This window comes from Streptomyces sp. NPDC001980 (assembly GCF_040296885.1).
Classification (GTDB): domain Bacteria; phylum Actinomycetota; class Actinomycetes; order Streptomycetales; family Streptomycetaceae; genus Streptomyces.
Genome location: NZ_JBEOYD010000007.1, coordinates 295,290 through 313,586 on the forward strand (window position 1 = coordinate 295,290; position 18,297 = coordinate 313,586).

At 71.5% G+C, this 18,297-nt stretch carries 19 protein-coding genes; 4 read left to right on the top strand and 15 right to left on the bottom strand.

From position 1 onward, the window contains the following. Positions 1-4: 4 nt before the first annotated feature. Complete coding sequence (locus ABT137_RS13840; protein ID WP_351707348.1) at positions 5-889, bottom strand: fumarylacetoacetate hydrolase family protein; 885 nt, start codon at positions 887-889, stop codon at positions 5-7. A gap of 107 nt (positions 890-996) precedes the next feature. Here ABT137_RS13840 and ABT137_RS13845 point away from each other — a divergent pair, with 107 nt between their 5' ends. Together ABT137_RS13845 and ABT137_RS13850 are read left to right on the top strand one after the other, a co-directional pair. Further along, on the top strand, positions 997-1,740 hold the full coding sequence (locus ABT137_RS13845) for an SDR family NAD(P)-dependent oxidoreductase (RefSeq protein ID WP_351707351.1): 744 nt from the start codon (positions 997-999) through the stop codon (positions 1,738-1,740). A gap of 30 nt (positions 1,741-1,770) precedes the next feature. Next, positions 1,771-2,553, top strand: a complete 783-nt coding sequence (locus ABT137_RS13850; RefSeq protein ID WP_351707354.1) for an SDR family NAD(P)-dependent oxidoreductase — start codon at positions 1,771-1,773, stop codon at positions 2,551-2,553. A 169-nt stretch (positions 2,554-2,722) separates the two neighbouring features. Here ABT137_RS13850 and ABT137_RS13855 read toward each other — a convergent pair whose 3' ends face one another. The 8 genes from ABT137_RS13855 to ABT137_RS13890 form a co-directional block, all read right to left on the bottom strand. Next, positions 2,723-4,762 (bottom strand): hypothetical protein, encoded by a 2,040-nt coding sequence (locus ABT137_RS13855; RefSeq protein ID WP_351707357.1) that lies wholly within the window; start codon positions 4,760-4,762, stop codon positions 2,723-2,725. Positions 4,763-4,893: 131 nt separating this feature from the next. Beyond that, positions 4,894-5,703 (bottom strand): ABC transporter ATP-binding protein, encoded by an 810-nt coding sequence (locus ABT137_RS13860; RefSeq protein ID WP_351707360.1) that lies wholly within the window; start codon positions 5,701-5,703, stop codon positions 4,894-4,896. Next, on the bottom strand, positions 5,700-6,524 hold the full coding sequence (locus tag ABT137_RS13865; RefSeq protein WP_351707363.1) for an ABC transporter permease: 825 nt from the start codon (positions 6,522-6,524) through the stop codon (positions 5,700-5,702). Before ABT137_RS13865 ends, ABT137_RS13860 begins: the two co-directional genes overlap by 4 nt. Then, complete coding sequence (locus tag ABT137_RS13870) at positions 6,521-7,288, bottom strand: ABC transporter permease (protein WP_351707366.1); 768 nt, start codon at positions 7,286-7,288, stop codon at positions 6,521-6,523. Before ABT137_RS13870 ends, ABT137_RS13865 begins: the two co-directional genes overlap by 4 nt. Continuing rightward, positions 7,285-8,292, bottom strand: coding sequence for an ABC transporter substrate-binding protein (locus ABT137_RS13875; protein WP_351707369.1), 1,008 nt, complete (start codon positions 8,290-8,292; stop codon positions 7,285-7,287). The genes ABT137_RS13870 and ABT137_RS13875 overlap by 4 nt, the downstream gene beginning before the upstream one ends. 26 nt (positions 8,293-8,318) lie before the next feature. Beyond that, the gene (locus tag ABT137_RS13880) at positions 8,319-9,689 is read right to left on the bottom strand and encodes an FAD-binding oxidoreductase (RefSeq protein ID WP_351707372.1); all 1,371 of its coding nucleotides are present in this window, start codon (positions 9,687-9,689) and stop codon (positions 8,319-8,321) included. Positions 9,690-9,785: 96 nt separating this feature from the next. After that, the gene (locus tag ABT137_RS13885) at positions 9,786-10,742 is read right to left on the bottom strand and encodes an amidohydrolase family protein (protein ID WP_351707375.1); all 957 of its coding nucleotides are present in this window, start codon (positions 10,740-10,742) and stop codon (positions 9,786-9,788) included. Positions 10,743-10,824: 82 nt separating this feature from the next. Further along, positions 10,825-11,661: an SDR family NAD(P)-dependent oxidoreductase gene (locus ABT137_RS13890; RefSeq protein WP_351707378.1), complete on the bottom strand. Its 837-nt coding sequence runs from the start codon at positions 11,659-11,661 to the stop codon at positions 10,825-10,827. A 179-nt stretch (positions 11,662-11,840) separates the two neighbouring features. On the opposite strand from ABT137_RS13890, the gene ABT137_RS13895 reads away from it, so the two are divergent. Further along, positions 11,841-13,166, top strand: a complete 1,326-nt coding sequence (locus ABT137_RS13895) for a hydroxymethylglutaryl-CoA lyase-like TIM-barrel protein (protein WP_351707380.1) — start codon at positions 11,841-11,843, stop codon at positions 13,164-13,166. A gap of 6 nt (positions 13,167-13,172) precedes the next feature. On the opposite strand, the gene ABT137_RS13900 is transcribed toward ABT137_RS13895, so the two are convergent. The 4 genes from ABT137_RS13900 to ABT137_RS13915 form a co-directional block, all read right to left on the bottom strand. After that, positions 13,173-14,027 carry an intradiol ring-cleavage dioxygenase gene (locus ABT137_RS13900; protein ID WP_502984512.1) on the bottom strand — a complete coding sequence of 285 codons (855 nt, stop codon included), beginning with the start codon at positions 14,025-14,027 and terminating at the stop codon, positions 13,173-13,175. Between the two features lie 146 nt (positions 14,028-14,173). Next, on the bottom strand, positions 14,174-15,337 hold the full coding sequence (locus ABT137_RS13905) for a cysteine desulfurase family protein (protein WP_351707382.1): 1,164 nt from the start codon (positions 15,335-15,337) through the stop codon (positions 14,174-14,176). Positions 15,338-15,460: 123 nt separating this feature from the next. Beyond that, positions 15,461-15,739, bottom strand: coding sequence for a DUF4190 domain-containing protein (locus ABT137_RS13910; protein WP_351707512.1), 279 nt, complete (start codon positions 15,737-15,739; stop codon positions 15,461-15,463). Positions 15,740-15,774: 35 nt separating this feature from the next. Next, complete coding sequence (locus ABT137_RS13915; RefSeq protein WP_351707385.1) at positions 15,775-15,942, bottom strand: hypothetical protein; 168 nt, start codon at positions 15,940-15,942, stop codon at positions 15,775-15,777. A 120-nt stretch (positions 15,943-16,062) separates the two neighbouring features. Here ABT137_RS13915 and ABT137_RS13920 point away from each other — a divergent pair, with 120 nt between their 5' ends. Next, positions 16,063-16,692: a TetR family transcriptional regulator gene (locus ABT137_RS13920; RefSeq protein WP_351707388.1), complete on the top strand. Its 630-nt coding sequence runs from the start codon at positions 16,063-16,065 to the stop codon at positions 16,690-16,692. 79 nt (positions 16,693-16,771) lie between these two features. Here ABT137_RS13920 and ABT137_RS13925 read toward each other — a convergent pair whose 3' ends face one another. Together ABT137_RS13925 and ABT137_RS13930 are read right to left on the bottom strand one after the other, a co-directional pair. Beyond that, complete coding sequence (locus ABT137_RS13925) at positions 16,772-17,152, bottom strand: hypothetical protein (protein ID WP_351707391.1); 381 nt, start codon at positions 17,150-17,152, stop codon at positions 16,772-16,774. 227 nt (positions 17,153-17,379) lie between these two features. Further along, positions 17,380-18,231, bottom strand: a complete 852-nt coding sequence (locus ABT137_RS13930) for a thioesterase family protein (protein WP_351707394.1) — start codon at positions 18,229-18,231, stop codon at positions 17,380-17,382. Positions 18,232-18,297: the final 66 nt, after the last annotated feature.

Sequence of the window (18,297 nt, forward strand, 5' to 3'; positions counted from 1 at the left end):
CCGCTCACACCCAGTGCCCGGCCGGCGGCTCGTCCTCGCCGTAGGCGTCTCTCCAGGAGACCACCGGGTTGCGCAGCACGCCCAGGCCTTCGATCTCGGCCTCGACCACGTCACCGGGCTTGAGGTAGTTCGCGAACGGGTCCTCGGTGCTCGCGGCCACGCCCGCGACGGTGCCCGTGGTGACGAGGTCGCCGGCGCTGTAGGTCTGCGGGGAGTGGTAGGCGACCAGCTGCGGGAGGGAGACCGACATCCGGCCGGTGTTGGACTTCTGGCGCACGTCGCCGTTGACCCTCAGCTCCATGTCCAGGGCGTGCGGGTCGGCGATCTCGTCGGCGGTGACGATGTACGGGCCGACCGGGCAGAAGGTCTCGATCGCCTTGGAGAAGGAGAAGACCCCCGACTCCATCTCGCGGCGCTGGATGTCCCGCGCGGTGATGTCGTTGAAGACGACATACCCGGCGATGTGCTCGACGGCCTGTTCCGCGGAGAAGAAGCGGCCCGGCCTGCCGATGACGACGGCGAGTTCGAGTTCGTAGTCGAGTTCCCGGGTGAGGTTCGCCGGGTACACGATCGGCTCGTCCGGGCCGATGACCGCGTCGACGTTCTGGAAGAAGACGATCCCCCTGTTGACCGGGTGGGACCAGTCCACGCGGGCCAGGTCCTCGTGGTGCTCACGGAAGTTGCCCGCGGTGTGGAAGAACTTCTTCGGCACGATCGGCGCGCGCAGCCGGACGTCGGCGAGCGCGAACGTCCGCCCCGTCTCGTCCACTTGGCCCTCCCGCTCGAACCAGACGCGGGTGGAGGGCACTTCCAGTTCCACGACGGTGTCTCCGTCGAGCCGGCCCACCAGTCCGTCGTCCCGTCCGTCGGAGAACGTCACCAGTTTCATCAGACCTCCCTCAACTGTCGACAGACAGCCTCCCTTGAGCCCGTCTGATCGTCAATAGATGCGCGAAGTGTGGACACCAATCGGTGCGGTGACCTACCGTCCGAGGCATGCGGACGACGTGGGACTTCACGGGGAGCCGGGCGCTGGTCGCCGGGGCCGGCGGGATCGGTGCGGTGGTCGCGGGAGAGCTCGCACGGGCGGGAGCGGCGGTGGTCGTCCTGGACGTGGACGAGGGCAAGCTGGACCAGCTGGTGGGGCCCGGCCCCGTCAAGGGACTGTCCGCCGACCTGACGTCGGCGGACGCCTGCCGGGTCGCCGTCGACAGTGCGGTGGACCTGCTCGGCGGTGTCGACGTGTTCGTGCACGCGGTCGGGGTCAACGACCGGCGGCCCGTGCTCGACACCCCGGACGCGGTGTGGGAGCGGATCACCGCGGTCAACCTCGACAGCGCGTTCTGGCTGGGGCGGGCCGTGGGCGGGGTCATGGTGGCCGCCGGGTACGGCCGGATCGTCTATCTGTCGTCGGTCTCGGGGCGGCTCGCCCACGCGAACCACGCGCCGTACGCCGCGACCAAGGGCGGTGTCGACCAGTTGCTGCGGGTCATGGCCCGCGAGTGGGCGGCGAGCGGGGTCACCGTCAACGCGGTCGCGCCCGGCTACACCGAGACCGACCTCACCCGTGCGTACCTCGCCGGGGCGGGGGTCCGGGCGTCGCTGGAGTCCCTCGTCCCCGCGGGCCGGCTCGGCCGGCCCGCGGACCTGACCGGGCCCGTGCTCTTCCTCGCGTCCGACGCGGCGGCGTTCGTCACCGGGCAGGTGCTGTACGTCGACGGCGGGCGGACGCTCGTCTGAACTCCCCTCAACGATCGCCTTGGAGGCCGTATGACCGCCGTGTTCGAACGTTTCGCCGGGAAGACCGTGCTCGTCACCGGTGCCGGTACCGGGTTCGGTGCCGAGATCGCCGTGCGGGCGGCGCGGGAGGGCGCCGATGTCGCCGTCCACTACCGCGGTTCCCGCGAGGGGGCCGAGGCCACGGCCGAGCGGGTGACCGCGCTCGGCCGCAAGGCGCTCGTCGTGCAGGCCGACATCTCCGAGCACGCGCAGATCACACGGCTCGCGGAGGAGGTGTGGGCGCACTTCGGGCGGCTGGACGTGGCGGTCAACAACGTGGGCGACGTCGCGCGTGAGCAGATGTCCTGGCGGGACGTCACGGAGGAGTCCATCGACCATGTGCTCGCCGTCGACATCAAGGGGACGTTGTTGTGCACGCACGAGTTCGGGGGGCGGATGCTGGCGCAGGAGGGGGGCGGGGCGATCGTGAACATCGGGTCGACGGTGGTGGTGCGGGGCAGTGCCAGGGCGCCGCAGTATGCGGCGGCGAAGTACGGGATCATCGGGCTGACCAAGTCCTATGCGCATGCGTTCGCGCCGAGGGTGCGGGTGAACGTCTTCGCGCCGGGGTTCATCGAGACGGCGGCGACGCTCGGGCGCGAAGACTGGAGGAGCGGGCGGGGGGATGTGTTGCGGGCCAACACGCCCATGGGGCGGATTCCGGGGCCGGAGGAGTTGGCCGGTGCGGCTCTGTTTCTGGCGACCGAGGATGCCGGGCACATCACAGGAGGCTTCTTGGTGGCTGATGGGGGATACAACATGATTGGGGCGTAGAACGTGGTGATTCGGGTGCGGGTGGGTGGGGGCTTGTCGCGCAGTTCCCCGCGCCCCTGGGTAAGTTGCCGCGCCCCAAGCCGAAAGGCTCAGGCACTCCGTCCAAAGACTCCGGCCCCCGGGATTCGGTTCGCATCCATCCTCGGGGGCCGGGTTTCTTCTGTTGGTCCTACGACACCGTCAGGGTCAGGGCGCCCGTGTAGCTGGTCCCCGGCTCGATGGTGGTCGTCGTGCCGTCGACCGTCAGGGTCACCGTCTTGTCGGTCGGGGCCGTTATCGAGGCGGTCGAGGCCAGGGTGAGGGCGCTGAGGTACGACGTTCCCGTCACCGTCCAGGTGGCGGACTCGCCCAGGGTCACCAGGACGCCGTTGTTGACCACCGCGCCCGGGGTGTTGGTGACCTCGCTGATCTCGCGGTACTCCGTCTTGGTGATGGTGGAGACGCTGTGCTTGGCCGTGCTCGCCGAGATGACGCCCTCGACGGTGGTGCGGGTGAAGGAGAGGGTGAGGTTCTGGCCCTGGAGGCTCGCGTTGCCGCCGCCCCGGACGGAGTTGTAGAAGTCGCCGGCCAGGGCGATGTCGGTGAAGGTGCCCTTCGCGTCGGTGGACTGGGAGGTGGTCGGGTCCCAGCTGGACGACTTGGCCGGGGAGCCGGTCGGCTCGGTGTACGTGCCGGTCGTCTCGCTGGACCAGGGTTTGCCGGACACCGTGACGCTGCTCGGGCGGTCGGTGTCCATCAGCTGGAAGAGGACGCCGTTGCCGGAGGTGATCGTGGCGCCGTCGGAGCCGTCGACGGTGACGGTGCCCGCGACCGCCTTGCACATGAACGTGGTCTCGCCGGTGCTGACCTGGGTGCCGCCGTCGATGGCCACCGATCCCGCCGCGTACCACATGACCATGAAGCGGCCCGCGTCGACGGTGGTCGACCGCACCGGCAGGTCGTCCAGTTCGGCCGAGGTGAGGCCGAGGGAGAGGGAGTCGTTGAGGTCCGAGACCGCGTCCTTGGTGCTGTCGCCGTAGTGCGCCGAGGCACCCCAGTGGATGAGGGCGTAGTCGCCGACGTCGAAGGTGCAGCCCAGGAAGTGCTCGGTGACGTTGCCGATGGCGTAGCTGCCGTAACCCTGGCCGCCGGTGTTGGCGATGGTGCTGTTGATGGCGGTGAGGGTGCAGTAGCTGCCGCCGTCGACCGAGAGGGCGCCCCACTTCTCGGAGGAGATCGAGGAGTTGATGTACGACGCCTTGGTGCTCGCGCCGAGCAGGTTGGTGGCACGGACGTTGCCGGAGATGCCCAGCATCCACGGCACGGTGATCATGTAGCGGGTGTCGCCGGTGCCGGCGGCCGGGTACTCGTCGGGGACGACGCCGTCGGCGCACTTGATGGTGGAGTTCTTGACGATCACGTTGGCGGTGGCGTCGGCGATGACCGCCGTACGGACCACGCCCACGTTGCTGATGTTCGCGCCGTCGAGGACGAGGGTGGTGCCCGACCCGGTGCCGACCACGGCGGCGCCGTAGCCGACGAAGTCGCAGCGGCCGTTGCCGTCGAAGGCGATGGTCGGGTCGGTGAGGGTGTAGCTGCCGCCGCCGGCGACGTAGACGCCGTTGAAGGCCTCGCCGTCGGAGAGCAGGGTGATGTCCGAGGCCCCGGTGTCGGTGACGGTGCCGTCCAGCACGCCGGAGGGGACGGACCTGTCCTCGTCCACCCCGTCGGCGTCGACGTAGACGGCCTGGCGGAAGGGGAAGGTGAGGGTGGAGTAGGCGACGTCGGTGGCCTCGGCGACGTTCAGGACGACGGTGCCGGTGTAGGTGCCGGCCGCGACGGCGGTGGCGACCCCGCCGTATCCGTCGGTGAGCGCGGCGAGTTCGCTGCCCGTCTCCACCCCGTTGACGGTGAGGCTGAGGCTGTAGCCGTCGGGGACGGTGATGACACCGCCCTCCTCGATCACCAGCTCGGTCGCGGTGGTGGTCTCGGTGAGGGTGAGGGTCTCGTCGGAGCCGACGGTGATCGTGGTCGCCTTGGCCTTCTTGACCTTCCTGGCCTTCTTGCCGGCGGCGGCCTGTGCGGGGGCGGGGGCGAGCAGGGTGGGGGCGAAGGCGGCGGCCACCGCGACGATGAGGGCGCGGGTGCGGGCCCGGTTGGCGACGGGCATGTCGAACAGGTCGGTGACGGGCGACGTGCTCTCGTGGTCCGTCCGGTTGGTGGGCAGCACTGTGAACTCCTTTGTTCGGCCGCGTTTTCGGGCAGGGGGTATCGCCGATCGGCGACGTGCGGTGGCGCGGGCAGGGGTGAGCCACGCGTGGCGCCCGCGGGCGCACGCCCCCTGCTCGGTGGTGTGGCGGGTCAGTTGTGGGCGGGCTCGGCGTCCTGGTCGAGGCGCTCGCCGCGGATCCGGGCCAGCACTCTCGTGCGCAGCGCCGCGAAGCGCGGGTCGGCACGGGTGGTGAGCTGGTCGCGGTCGGTGCCGAAGGGCACGGTCAGGGTGTCGAGTACGGCGGTGGGGCGGCCGCCGAGGACGATCACGCGGTCGCCGAGGTACACGGACTCGTCGATGTCGTGGGTGACGACGACGACCGTGATGCCGAGGCTGCGGCGCAGCTGGAGGGTCAGGTCCTCCAGGTCGAAGCGGGACTGGGCGTCGACCGAGCCGAACGGCTCGTCCATGAGCAGCACCGGGGCGTCGTAGGCGAGGCCGCGCGCGATCGCGACGCGCTGCTGCATGCCGCCGGAGAGCTGCCAGGGGTACTTGTCGCCGACGTCCGCGAGGCCGACGGCGTCCAGGCATTCAAGGGCGGTCGCCTTTCGAGCGCCCTTCCTCACACCCCGCCCCTGGAGCGGGAAGGCCACGTTGTCCCACACCCGCATCCAGGGCAGCAGGGAGCCGCGGTAGTCCTGGGAGACCACGGCGATGTCGGCGTGCGGCCCGGTCAGGCGCTGGTCGCCGTAGCGGACCGTGCCGGAGGTGGGCGGGGTGAGTCCGGCCAGGCAGCGCAGCAGGGTGGTCTTGCCGGCGCCGGAGGGCCCGACGACGCACACCGACTCCCCCGGGTCCACCCGCAGGCTGAGCCCGGCGAGCACCCGGTGCTCCTGCGGGCCGCCCCGGCCGAACGTCATGCAGAGGTCCTCGACGTGGAGGGCGGATCCGCGGGTCATACGACCACTCCGTTGCTGTTCTTCTCGGCGGACTCGGCGGTCATGGCGGGCCGGGGACGGCGCGCCCGGGGTGCGCGCTGGTGGTACCAGCCGAGCAGCGCGTGCTCGCAGAGCAGGAGCAGCACGCTCAGGCCGTAGCCGAGGACGCCGATGAGGAGGGTGCCGGCCCAGGTGTCGGCGACCCGGAAGCCGGATCCGCTCTGCAGGATGAAGTTGCCGAGGCCGATCGGCGAGCCGTAGATCTCGCTGACGACCATGAGGACGACGGCGATGGACAGGGCGACCCGGATGCCGGCGAAGATCTGCGGCAGGGCGCCGGGGAGGACCACCCGGCGGAGGTGCAGGTGCCAGGGGACGCGGTAGCCGCGGGCGGTCTCGTGCACGGCGGGGTTGATCTGCCCCACCCCGGCGATGGTGTTGAGCAGGATCGGCCAGACCGAGCCGAGGAAGATCAGGAAGACCTTGGGGCCCGAGCCGATCCCCAGGGTGAGGATGATGACCGGCACGAAGCCGACGGTCGGGGTGGCGCGGGCGAAGTCGAGGAGGGGGCCGAGTGCCAGGCGCAGGGTGCGGACCTCGCCGATGACCAGGCCCGCGCCGACGCCGACGACGGTGGCGAGGGCCAGGCCGAGGACGATGTTGCGGAGGCTGAACCAGAGGTCGTCCAGGAGGCCGCCGCCCGCGAGCCGGTCCCACAGGGTGTGCAGGACGGTGGTCAGGGGCGGGAAGTAGAAGCTGGTGCTGCCCGCGGTCGAGACCAGCAGGATCACGAACACCAGGACGGGCAGCCAGAGTTGGCGGATCGCCGCACGGACCGTCATGCCGCCTCCCCCGCCCGGGCCGGGGCCCGCCGGCGCAGCAGCCGGTGCTCGGCGTACTGGGCGAGCAGGGTGATCGAGTAGCCGATCGCGCCCGCCGTGAGGATGTAGGCGTAGGCCCGGTCCGAGGCGCCGGCCTGCTGCGACTCCATGATCATGTGGCCGATGCCGGGGAGCGTGGTGAGCACCTCGACGCCGATGGCGACCAGCACGGAGGTGGTGGCCGCGAGCCGCAGTCCGGTCATCACCGACGGAACGGCACCGGGCAGGATCACCCGGCGGAACCTCAGCAGCCGCGGGATGCGGTAGCCGCGCACGGTCTCGTGGACGGCCGGGGTCACGCTGCGGGCGCCGTACTGGGACTGGAGCAGGATCGGGAAGACGCAGGCGATGAAGACGACCGTGGCCTTCATGCCCGGGGTCGAGCCGAGGACCAGCAGGAACACCGGGAGCAGGGCGATCACCGGGAAGGAGCGCAGGATCTCCACCAGCAGCCGCGAGGACTCCTCGGCCGCCGCGTACACCCCGGTGACCAGGCCGACCGGGATGCCGACGGCGACGGCCGCCGCGAGCCCGACGACCGCGCCGTCCAGGGTGTCGCCGACGGCCTGCCAGTACGCGCCGCTGCCGAGCAGGTCACCGAGGGCGGTGGCGACGGCGGCGGGGCCGGGCAGCGCGGTGGAGCTCACCAGGCCCGCGGCCGCGACGATCCCCCACAGGGCCACCACCGCGACCAGCGCGCCGAGTTGGAGCAGCCGGACCTTCACCGGGTCACCACGGGCGCCTGGTCCCAGTACACGTCGTCGTCGGTCGGCTCCTTGTCGAGCAGGCCGAACTCGTGCATCTTCGTGATCACCGTGCGCATCATGGCCCTGTTCAGGTTCTTGTCGTAGTAGCTGATGTCGTGCGCGTCGATGAAACCGGCGTCGACCTGCGTGTACTTCTTGTCGATCGCCTTGACCGCGGCCGGGTGCGCGTCGGCGTAGGTGATGGCCTTCGCGACGGCGTCGATGAACTTCTTGGCGGTGTCGCCGTTGGCCGACAGGTACTTCTGGCCGGCGAAGAGCAGGCCCTGGACCATGCCGGGCAGGTCGTTCATGCCGTTGCCGATGGAGCGCAGGCCGCTGTCCTTGCCGGCGAAGTAGAAGGTGCTGAAGGAGAACACTGCGTCCGTCTTCCCGGAGGTGGCGGCGTCGTTGAGCGAGGTCGTCGGCAGCGCGACGAACTTGATCCCGGAGGGGTCGCCGCCGGCCTTCTGGGTCAGGTACTCGCAGATGAACTGGATGGTGCCGCCGAGCGCCGGGACGCCGACCGTCTTGCCCTCCAGGTCCTTGAAGGACGTGATCCTGCTGTCCTTCTTCACCAGCAGGCCGTCGGTGGGATCGGTCTTCGTCGTCGCGGACTGGAGGCCGGTGACGATCCGGATCGGGAGGCCCTGGGCCGCCCCCTTGAGGAAGCCCGAGCTGTCCGTCATCGCGAACTGGGCCTCGCCGTTGAGGACGGACGGCGCGTTCTGCGAGGTGTCCTGGGCACCGGCCTTGATGGTGACGTCCAGGCCGGCGGCCCTGAAGTAGCCCTGCTGCTCGGCTATGTAGAGCGGCTCGAAGATGGCGCCGTTGGAACGCAGCACGGTGATCTTCGCCTTGCCGTCGGCGGTCTGCGTACCGGCGGCCGAGTCCCCGCCGCAGGCCGTGGCCGTCAGGGACACGGTGGCGGCCAGGGCGGTCAGCAGGACGAGGGTCCGGCGCCGCGGGATTCTCGAAGTGGGCATGGAACGGCTCTCCTTCAGGGCGGGGATCAGTGCGTCCGCGCGGGGCCCGCGGCGGCATAGGCGGTGGTGGACTCGGCGGGGGTCATGTAGCTGCGGAACAGGCCGTCGGGGTCGTACACGGCCCGGATCTCCTCCAGGCGGGCCGCGCTCGCGGGACTGAGCCCGTGGTCGAAGCGGTCCGCGACGTTGTTGTCGGAGAACTGCAGCCCCGTCGACAGGTGCTGGATCGCGGCGAGTTCGCCGTGCACCCAGCGCTCGTGCGCGAGGTCCTCGGCCGGGTCCGTCCAGCCCGCGTTGGGCGAGAGGTAGAGCGTGGCCTGGCTGGACCAGCAGGCGTCGGGGTGCTCCGGGAAGCCGCCCCACAGCATCCACAGGACATGGCTGGTGGTGCCGGGCGCGGTGTCGAAGAGCGGCCGGGCCGCCGCCAGCACCTTGCCGACCGGCTCGTCGGTCCAGATGCCGTCGAGGGCCCAGCGCATCCCGGCCGGGGTCATCCGGTCGGCGTGCCCGTACAGCTCGGTCATCGTCGTCCCGGCGCTCACGACCGCGCGCAGCGCCCGGTCCCGGAAGGGCGCGGTCTCCAGCACCGCGAGCGGGTCGGAGGCGTCGTCCTGCGCGAAGGCGGTGGCGGTGACCGACACGGTGTGCCGGCCGAGGCCCTCGACGAAGCCGACCTTGGCCGAGAACTCGACCTCCTTCGGGAGGAGTTCGAGCATGTCGTACGTCCAGGCCAGCACCTCGTCGCGGAGGTCGAGGGGATAGCTGTGGAGGGTGCGCAGCAGCCGTTTCGGGGCCGGGTGCAGGGCGAGGTGGAAGCGGGTGACGACGCCGAAGAAGCCGGGGCCGCTGCCGCGCGCCGCCCAGAGCAGCGCGGGGTGGTTCGCATCGGTGGCGTGCACCGGGGTGCCGTCGGCGAGGACGACGTCCACGGCTCGGATGCTCAGGCAGGCGGGGCCGAGGTGGCGGGAGTCCCAGCCGTAGCCGCCGCCGAGCAGGAAGCCGCCGAGGCCGACGGTCGGGGCGTGGCCGGTGGGGAAGAACAGGCCGTGCGGGGCGAGGGCGTCGAGCAGGGCGGGTCCGGTGGCGGCGGGCTGCGCGGTCGCCGTCCGGCCGGCCGGGTCGACAGTGACCTCCGTCAGGCGGGACAGGTCGAGCAGCATTCCGCCGTCGCGGACTCCGTTGCCGACCCAGCTGTGCCCGCCGGAGCGGATGCCGATCCGCAGGCCCTCGGCGCGGGCCAGCCGGACGGCCGCGACGACGTCCCGCTCGCTCTCGGCGACCACGATGACGTCGGGGTGGCGGTCGGGTTTGCGTTCGTTCCAGACGGCGTCGAGACGGGCCCGTTCGTAGGCCGCGTCGCCGCGCCGGACGAGGGTGCCCTGGGGCAGCTGGTGCATGGCCGTCTCCTCACGCGTTTCATCCGGGACCATACTGTCGACACTTTGTGCCCTACAAGACATCTGCAATCGAAATATCTGGCATCTCTGGCGACACTAGGCGCTTTGCTGGGGAGGCCGCATTGGGTCGTCGTTCGAGTGCGGCGTCGTGGGGGCTGGTCGCGCAGTTCCTCCCCCAGCCTTCGGCCGGGGGTACCCCCAGCGCCCTTTGGGGCGCGCTATCGGCTCGAAATCGAAGAGTTCGGCGGGGTTGTCCACCAGTAGTCGTTGCAGGTGGGCGGGGTTGGATGCGATGCGTTCGAGGAGGTCGACCAGCAGGCCGTCGTCCGGAGCCGGACCGACGATGTTGACGTGGGGATAGTCGGTCCCCCACACGACCCGTTCGGGGGCGTACGCCACCAAGGACGCGGCGAGTTCGACGGCGTCGGCGTACGGCGGCCCCTGGGCGGAGACGCGGTCGACCCCGCTGACCTTGACCCACACCTCCCCCGTGTCGAGCAGCGCGCGCAGACAGCGCACCGCCGGCCCGTCCCGGCCGGCGCCCAGCTCGACCCGGCCCATGTGGTCGATCACCACCCGGCCGGGCAGCGCACGGACGAGGTCCGTCAGGCCCGGCAGGTCCTCGCCGCGCACATGGAGCTGGGCGGCCCAGCCGAGGCCGTCCACGCGTTCCAGTACGGCTTCGATCTCCGCGCTCGTGGGCCGACTCCGCAGGTGCGGAAGGAAGTTGAGCCGGAAGGCCCGTACGCCCGCCCGGTGCAGCTCCTCGGCATCGGCGCGGCTGGTCGCCGTACCGATCAGGGCCACGCCCCGGATCCGGCCCGCTCCGGCCGCGAGGGCGTCGACCAGGACCCGGTGGTCGGGGCCGTGGCAGGACGACTGCACGACCACCGCCCGGGTCAGGCCCAAGTGGGCGTGCAGGGCGTGGAGTTGTTCCTTGGGCGCGTCCAGTGGGGTGAAGGTGCGCCCGGGTGCGTACGGGAAGACGTCGGCGGGGCCGAAGACGTGGCAGTGGGCGTCGCAACTGCCCGGCGGCAGGCGGAGCTTCGGCACCCGGGGCGCCGGATGCGGGGGCGGGCAACCCGGCGAGGGCGCGCGGGGAGGCGGCGTACGGGGCGGGACGGTCGCGGCGGATTCAGTCACAGCGCGCCGTCATTCCGCCGTCGACGACGATCTCGGTGCCGGTGACGAACCGTGCCTCGTCCGAGGCCAGGAACAGCGCTGCGTACGCCGTGTCCCGCCCGTCCCCCATGAAGCCGAGCGGGATCCGGGCCTGGCGCTGGGCGAGCAGCCGCCCGACGTCACCGCCGGCGCGCTGGCCGGCCAGCCGGGCCTCCACCATCGGGGTGTGCAGCTGGCCGGGGACGACGGTGTTGACCCGGATGCCGTCCGGCGCGTACTGGACGGCCGTCACCCGGGACAGCTGGACGACCGCCGCCTTGGCCGCCGCGTACCCGACCTGGGCGGCCCCGGTCCAGCGCAGCCCGGAGCAGGAGGCGGTGTTGACGATCGCCCCTCCCCCGCTCCGCCGCATGACCGGGATGACGTGCTTGCAGGCGAGGAAGGCGCTGGTCAGGTTGGTCCGCAGCTGGCTCTCCCAGTCCTCCAGGCTCAGTTCGGCGGCGCCGCCGGGCCGGGAACCGCCGACGTTGTTGACGAGGATGTCGATGCGGCCGGTCCGGGCGGCCGTCTCGGTGAAGTAGGCCTGGACGGCGTCGGGTTCGGTGACGTCCAGGAGGTCGGTGCGGGCCGTGCCGCCCTCGGCGCGGACCTGGTCCGCGGTGACCTCCAGTGCCTCCTTGTCCCGGTCGGTCAGCAGGACCGTGGCGCCTTCGCGGGCGAAGAGCACGGCGGCGGCACGGCCGTTGCCCCAGCCGGGGCCGACACTTCCGGCGCCGCCGATGACGGCGACCTTGCCGGCGAGCCGCCCGTAACGGGCACTGAGCGGGTGTTCTGGCGAGTCCTGAAGCACAGGAGCCTCCCTCCATGGGGGATCGGAGCCTGCCGACAGTCATAACCAAGTGTCGACACAAAGTAAACATGAGACCAGCGATGCACCGATCCTCGGCACCTTCTTGCCAAGGGTGTCGACAGAGGGCTTGTATGGGGCGTACGCGAGGAAGGCGTACGCGAAGAACCTGGAGGAGCTCCGTGCGGAAACCCACCGTCTTCACCCCGGAGGAGATCGCCCGCTTCCGTGCCGAGCTCGCCGCCCGGCGGGCGCCCGGCGCCCACGAGCCCGGCCGCTGGTCGGTGAGCCCGCTCAACCGCCGTACGGACGTGGTGGGTTCGCTGCCCGGGACGGTCCGGCTGCGGGACGCGACCCTGCGCTCCCTGGAGACCCTCCCGGGCGTCACGGCCACGGCCGCGGCGAAGCGGGCGTTCCTGCGGCGGGTGGTGGCGACCGGGGTGCCGGAGGTCGTCACCGCCGGTCCCGGCGGGCGCGCCGAGGACGTGCTGAAGGCGGAGGTGGACCTGGTCAAGGGCGAGAACCCGGAGTGCCGGGTGATCTGCCCGCTGATGCGCTCGACGGACGACATCGACCGTGCCGCGCGGGCCGGTTACGACGCCGTGCAGGTGTGGGTGCAGGGCTTCGGCGAGACGGCACTGCTCTACCGGCCCGACGTGTACGCGGCCGCGTGGCGGGGCGCGGAGTGGCGCACCCCGGACACCCCGCGCGACCGGACCGCCGTGCTGGACCGGGCCGCCCGCCTCATCGGGTACGCCCGCTCGCTGGGCCTGGAGGTGATCGCGCCGATGCTGATGGTGTCGTACCTGACGGAGGAGGACCACGCCACGACCGTTGCGGCGCTCACCGGGGCCGGGGCCGGCGAGCTGACCCTCTTCGACGGGCCGGGCGCGCTGAGCCCCGAGGCGTACGGGTATCTCGTGCGGCGGACGAAGGAGTTGGCGCCGGACGTGGCGGTGGGCCTGCACCCCCACAACACCTTCGGACTGGCCGTCGGCTGCGCGGTCGCCGCCGTCCGGGCCGGCGCCGGCGCCGTCGAACTGTCGGTCAACGGCTACTGCGGCGGCCCCGGCAACGCCGATCTCGCCGCCACCGCGCTGGCCTTCGAGGCCGTCTACGGCGTCCGCACCGGGATCCGCACCGAGACCCTCACCGGACTGGCCCGGCTCGGCGCGGAGTTGACGGGGTACCGCACCGCCCGGAACCATCCGGTCACCGGCCCGGACGCCTTCTGCTGGGGCGGCCTGGACTTCATCACCCAGGAGACGGCGGTCGACCCGCTGCTGCACAACTGCGTGGAGCCGTCCCTGGTGGGCAACGAACGCCGGGTCCCGTTCACCCCGGACAGCGGGCCCTACACCCTGGCCGACCGGACGGCAGCCCTCGGGATCGAGCTGCCGCCGGCCGCCCTGGACCAACTGCTGGATCAGGTACAGCAGTTGATGTCCCGGGAGAACCGCCTCGCCACCGACGCGGATCTCCGCGCGCTGGCCCGCGAACCGGGGTGAGCGGCCTCAGGAGGTGCTGACGCCCACGGTGAGCGTCGCCGCGTACCCGTCGGAGACGCTGTCGCCGAGCGCGGTCAGGGTCAGCAGGCCGGAGGAGGCGCCGCCGTCGTCGTAGATGGAGTCGTCGTCGAGCTGGGTCTCCGTGGTCGTGTTGCCGGAGTACGGCGAGGTCGCCTGGATCTCGGAGTTGATGTCCGCGTCGAAGAAGAGCTGACCGGTGTGGACGATCGAGCCGCCCGTGTACGAGTCGTCGGTCAGCGTGACGTCGGTGTGCACCCGCATGTGGACGTGCACGGCCCGGGACACGTAGTGGCCGGGCCAGATCGAGGTGATGCTCACCTGGCCGTTGGAGTCGGTCGTCTGACCGCCTCGCAGGAAGGTGCTGTCGTCGGTCTCGGTGTGGCCGTTCTTGCCGACGTAGCCGGAGTACTCACCGAGGGCGTCCGCGTGCCAGATCTCGACCAGCGCGTTCTCCAGCGGCGCACAGTCGTTCGCCTGGTCCACGACGGTGAAGGTGTACTGGACCTCGAAGCCGTCCTTGTCCTCCCGGATGTCCTCGCGGACGAGCGCACCGGAGAGCCAGTACGGCCCCTCGGTGACCTCTTCGGTGAGGGTGCAGACGTCGGAGGAGGCGTCGCTGCTGACCGTGGTGGCGGCGGAGTCGCTCTCCGAGGTGGTGGTGTCGGCGGAGGCGAGGCCCGCCGCCATCAGCCCGCCGGCCGCGGCGATGGTGGCGCCGCCGATCAGCACGCGCCGCCGCTTCATGGTGTTGTCCGTACGGTGACGACCCGACGGGGCGGAGACGGAGTCGACGGAAACGGGCTCGGGGGTCTGCTCGGAGGCAGAGGCGTTGTCTGTCATGTCAGGAGAACTTAAAGACCGACCTGAGGCGGGCCATGGCCACGCACTGTGAGATCCCTGGAGGCAAAACCCCCAACTCACCTTCTTTGGAGCCGAGTCGGCGCGAATTCCGCGTGTCGCGCAGGCGCTCCGAACGGCCGGTCCGGTCAGCTGAGCCCGGCCGCCCGCGCCCGCTCCACCACCGGCCCGATCACCTTCGCGACCGCCTCGACATCGGCCTGGGTCGAGGTGTGGCCGAGCGAGAAGCGCAGGGTGCCGCGAGCCAGGTCGGGGTCGGTCCCGGTGGCCAGCAGGACGTGGCTCGGCTGGGCGACCCCGGCGGTGCACGCGGAGCCCGTCGAGCACTCGATGCCCTGGGCGTCGAGCAGCAGGAGCAGCGAGTCGCCCTCGCAGCCGGGGAAGGTGAAGTGCGCGTTGGCGGGAAGGCGGTCCACCGGGTCGCCGCCGAGGATCGCGTCGGGCACGGCCGTACGGACGGCGTCGATCAGCGCGTCGCGCAGGGCGCCGATCTCCCGGGCGAACCACTCGCGGCGCTCGGCGGCGAGCCGTCCCGCCACCGCGAAGGAGGCGATCGCCGGGACGTCGAGGGTGCCGGAGCGGACGTGCCGCTCCTGGCCGCCGCCGTGCAGGACGGGTACGGGTGTGTACTCACGGCCGAGAAGCAGGGCGCCGATGCCGTACGGGCCGCCGACCTTGTGGCCGGAGACGGTCATCGCGGCGAGGCCGGAGGAGCCGAAGTCCACCGGGACCTGGCCGAAGGCCTGGACCGCGTCGGCGTGCAGCGGGATGCCGAACTCGTTTGCGACGGCGGCGAGTTCACGGACCGGCAGGACCGTGCCGATCTCGTTGTTGGCCCACATGACGGTGGCGAGCGCCACGTCGTCGGGGTTGCGCTCGATGGCCTCGCGCAGCGCCTCGGGGTGGACCCGGCCGTAGGTGTCGACGGGGAGGTACTCCACCGTGGCGCCCTCGTGCTCGCCGAGCCAGTCGACGGCGTCCAGGACCGCGTGGTGTTCGACGGGGCTGGCGAGGACCCGGGTGCGGGCCGGATCGGCGTCGCGGCGGGACCAGTAGAGGCCCTTGACCGCGAGGTTGTCGGCCTCGGTGCCGCCGGAGGTGAGGACGACCTCGCTGGGGCGGGCGCCGAGCGCTTCCGCGAGGGTCTCCCGGGATTCCTCGACCGTGCGGCGGGCCTTGCGGCCGGAGGCGTGCAGGGAGGACGCGTTGCCGGTGACGCCGAGGGTGGCGGTGAGGGTTTCTACCGCCTCCGGGAGCATCGGGGTCGTGGCGGCGTGGTCGAGGTAGGCCATGGTGAGTCGATTCTACGGGGGGCTCCGCCGTAGGACCGAGGGGCGCCGTGGGTGGCTCGGACCGGTGGGTCGATGCGGGCCGTGCGGGGCTGGTCGCGCAGGTACCCGCGCCCCTTCGGGGCGCTACAGGCTCCAGGAGATCGTGTTCGACGCCGCCATCGCGATCGCCAGGACCGCCAGGTCCGCCACGCCCAGGGCCAGGCCCAGGTAGGCGCGCCCCTTGCGGGCCGTGCCGCGCCACAGGGAGACCAGGGACAGGATGATCGCGATCGGGCCCAGGAACAGGTTCAGGACCAGGAGACCGAGGAGGCCCAGGATGAAGGACGCCACGGCCATGCCGTCGGCGTCCCGGGTGCGGGTGCGGTTCTCGGGGCGGGGGGTGGCCGGGGCGGTGAGTTGCATCATGCTCAGCTCCTCAAGTGAGCGGGGACGGACGGTCAGTTGGACGAGGTCTGGCGGCGGCGGGCGAGGCGCTCGCGGAGTGCGAAGACGGCCAGCCAGACGACGATCACGGTGGCGAGGCCTGCGGTGACGTCGAGCGGCGCGTGGGCCACGGTGCCCAGCACCACGCCGAGCAGCATGAGTGCGGCGACGAGGAACAGCATGGGGTCGATCCCCCTCCGTTACATTTGGGTGAACGGTTGTAGTAACAGTTGTTCACTGACTTTGAGTCTAGCAACTCGCACGGCTTTTCAATTCCGGAGAACAGTTGTTAACTGGATGACATGAGTCACACCCTCGGCATCCGACAGGCCCAGAAGCAGAAGACCCGCCAGGCCTTCCTGGACGCGGCGCTCGCCCTGCTGGAGGAGCAGAGCCTGAGCAGCCTGGGCCTGCGCGAGGTCACCCGGGCCGTGGGCGTCGCCCCGACCGCCTTCTACCGGCACTTCCGTTCCACCGCCGACCTCGGCGTCGCCCTCGTCGACGAGGCGCTGGGCAGCCTGCATCCGATGGTCCGCACGACGGTCGCCACGGCCGGCGCGGAGCGCATCACCCGGGCCGTGCAGCTGATCGCCGGCCATGTCTCCGCACACCCGGCGCACGTCCGGTTCATCGCCCGGGAGCGGCACGGCGGGGTGCAGCCGGTGCGGGAGGCGATCCGGGCCCAGCTCGCCCGGTTCGCCGAGGAGGTCAAGACCGAGCTGGCCAAGGACCCGGAGGCCGAGGGCTGGAGCGACGACGACCTGCTGATGCTCGCCCACCTCTACGTGGACCAGATGCTCATCACCGCCTCCCTGTTCCTGGAGACCCTGGAGTCCCCGGAGCCCTCGGAGGCGGAGCGGCAGCGCGTCGTCCAGGTCGCCACCCGGCAACTGCGGCTGATCAGCCTCGGCCGGCAGCACTGGCTGGAATAGCGGGGACGTCCGGCGGCAACGCGAAGGGGCGGCACATCCGTCCACCGGACGCGCCGCCCCTGTCGTACGACCCCTGCGGTCAGCTCTTCGTCGCCTGCGCGGTCGGTGCGCCGCTGGGCGCCGCGCCGCCGGCACCGGGACCGCCCTGACCACCGCCGCAGCCGCCGCCCATGCCGCCGCCGGGGCCGCCCTGACCGCCCTGGCCGCCGGCGCCCGGGCCACCGCTCGGCATGCCGGTGGGAGTGCCCGTCGGCTTGACGGTGGAGTTGCCGGTCGGCGCGCCACTGGGCCTGCCCGAGGCATTGCCGGTGGGCATCCCGGACGGAGCCTGACAGGACTGCGACCGGCCGGAGTTGCCGCTGCCGGACGACGACGAGTCGTCCGAACCGCCGCACGCGGTCAGCAGCAGCGGGGACAGCGCGAGCAGGGCCACGGCGGGGACGAGACGTACACGCTTCATGAGAGACAACTCCATTGAGGATGAGGGAGTCCTGAGGAGTGGCACTCAATCAACGGCGCTTAAGGCCTTCTTGGGCCCGCGCTGTTCGCCGCCTGCCAAAGAGGTAAAGCACTCTCCAAGAGACGGCGCTGACCTGGCAGTTCGCTCCACGGCGGCGCCTACTCGCTGGTACACGCCCGTGACAGAACGGGGTTCTGGCCGTCGAAACCGGGACGCTCCGGCCGGGTTCAGCCGAGGCGGACCCGGGCCAGCTGGCGGGACTGGGCCACCAGGCGGTCCTCGGTGTCCCAGACCTCGGCGTCCTCCTCCAGGAAGCCGCCGGCCAGGTTGCGGGTGGTGATGGACACGCGCAGCGGGCCGGGGGCGGGACGGTGGCGGACGTGGACGGTGAGTTCGACCGTCGGGACCCAGCCCTTGAGGCCGATCTCGAACGCGGTCGGCGGCAGCGCGTCCACCGCCAGGAGGAGGGAGAGCGGGTCGGCGTCACGGCCGTCGGCGAGGCCGAACCAGGAGCGCATCTCGCCCTTGCCGGAAGGCGCGCCGAGGGCCCAGCCGAGGGTGGCGGGGTCCAGCTTGAGCATCAGGCGGTCGGTGATGGCGGAGCTGCCCTCGACCGGGGCCGGTCCGTCCTCCGGGCCGAAGCACTGGTCCATGGGCGGGATCGTGGGCGGGGTCGCCGTCGTACGGACGTCGTCGGGGAGGGCGGTGAGGTCGCCGTAGGAGGCGAGGACGCGGATGCGTTCGACCTCGTTGCCCTCGTCGTCGTACTGGAAGAGCGAGGCCTGACCGGTGGAGAGGGTGCGGCCGGTGCGGACGGTGTCCGTGCGGATCACGGCCGGGCCCGGCTGGGACGCGGTCAGGTAGTGCGCGGAGACGGTGAACGGGTCCGGGTGCGGGAGCGTGTCCGCGAGCGCCCGGCCGAGCACGGCAAGGAGGTAGCCGCCATTCACGGCATTGATGATGGTCCAGCCGGCCGAGAGGTCGATGTCGTAGACGCCGGGAGCGCGCCGGGTGACCGCGGTGTCGCGGTCGAACTCGCTGTCACCGATCACGGCCCGCGTGGATGCTGCTTCTGGCATGCCTGAACAGTACAAGAAGTGATTACTAAGCGGTAGCTTTTGTGATCCACGCACCAGCGGTCCGGC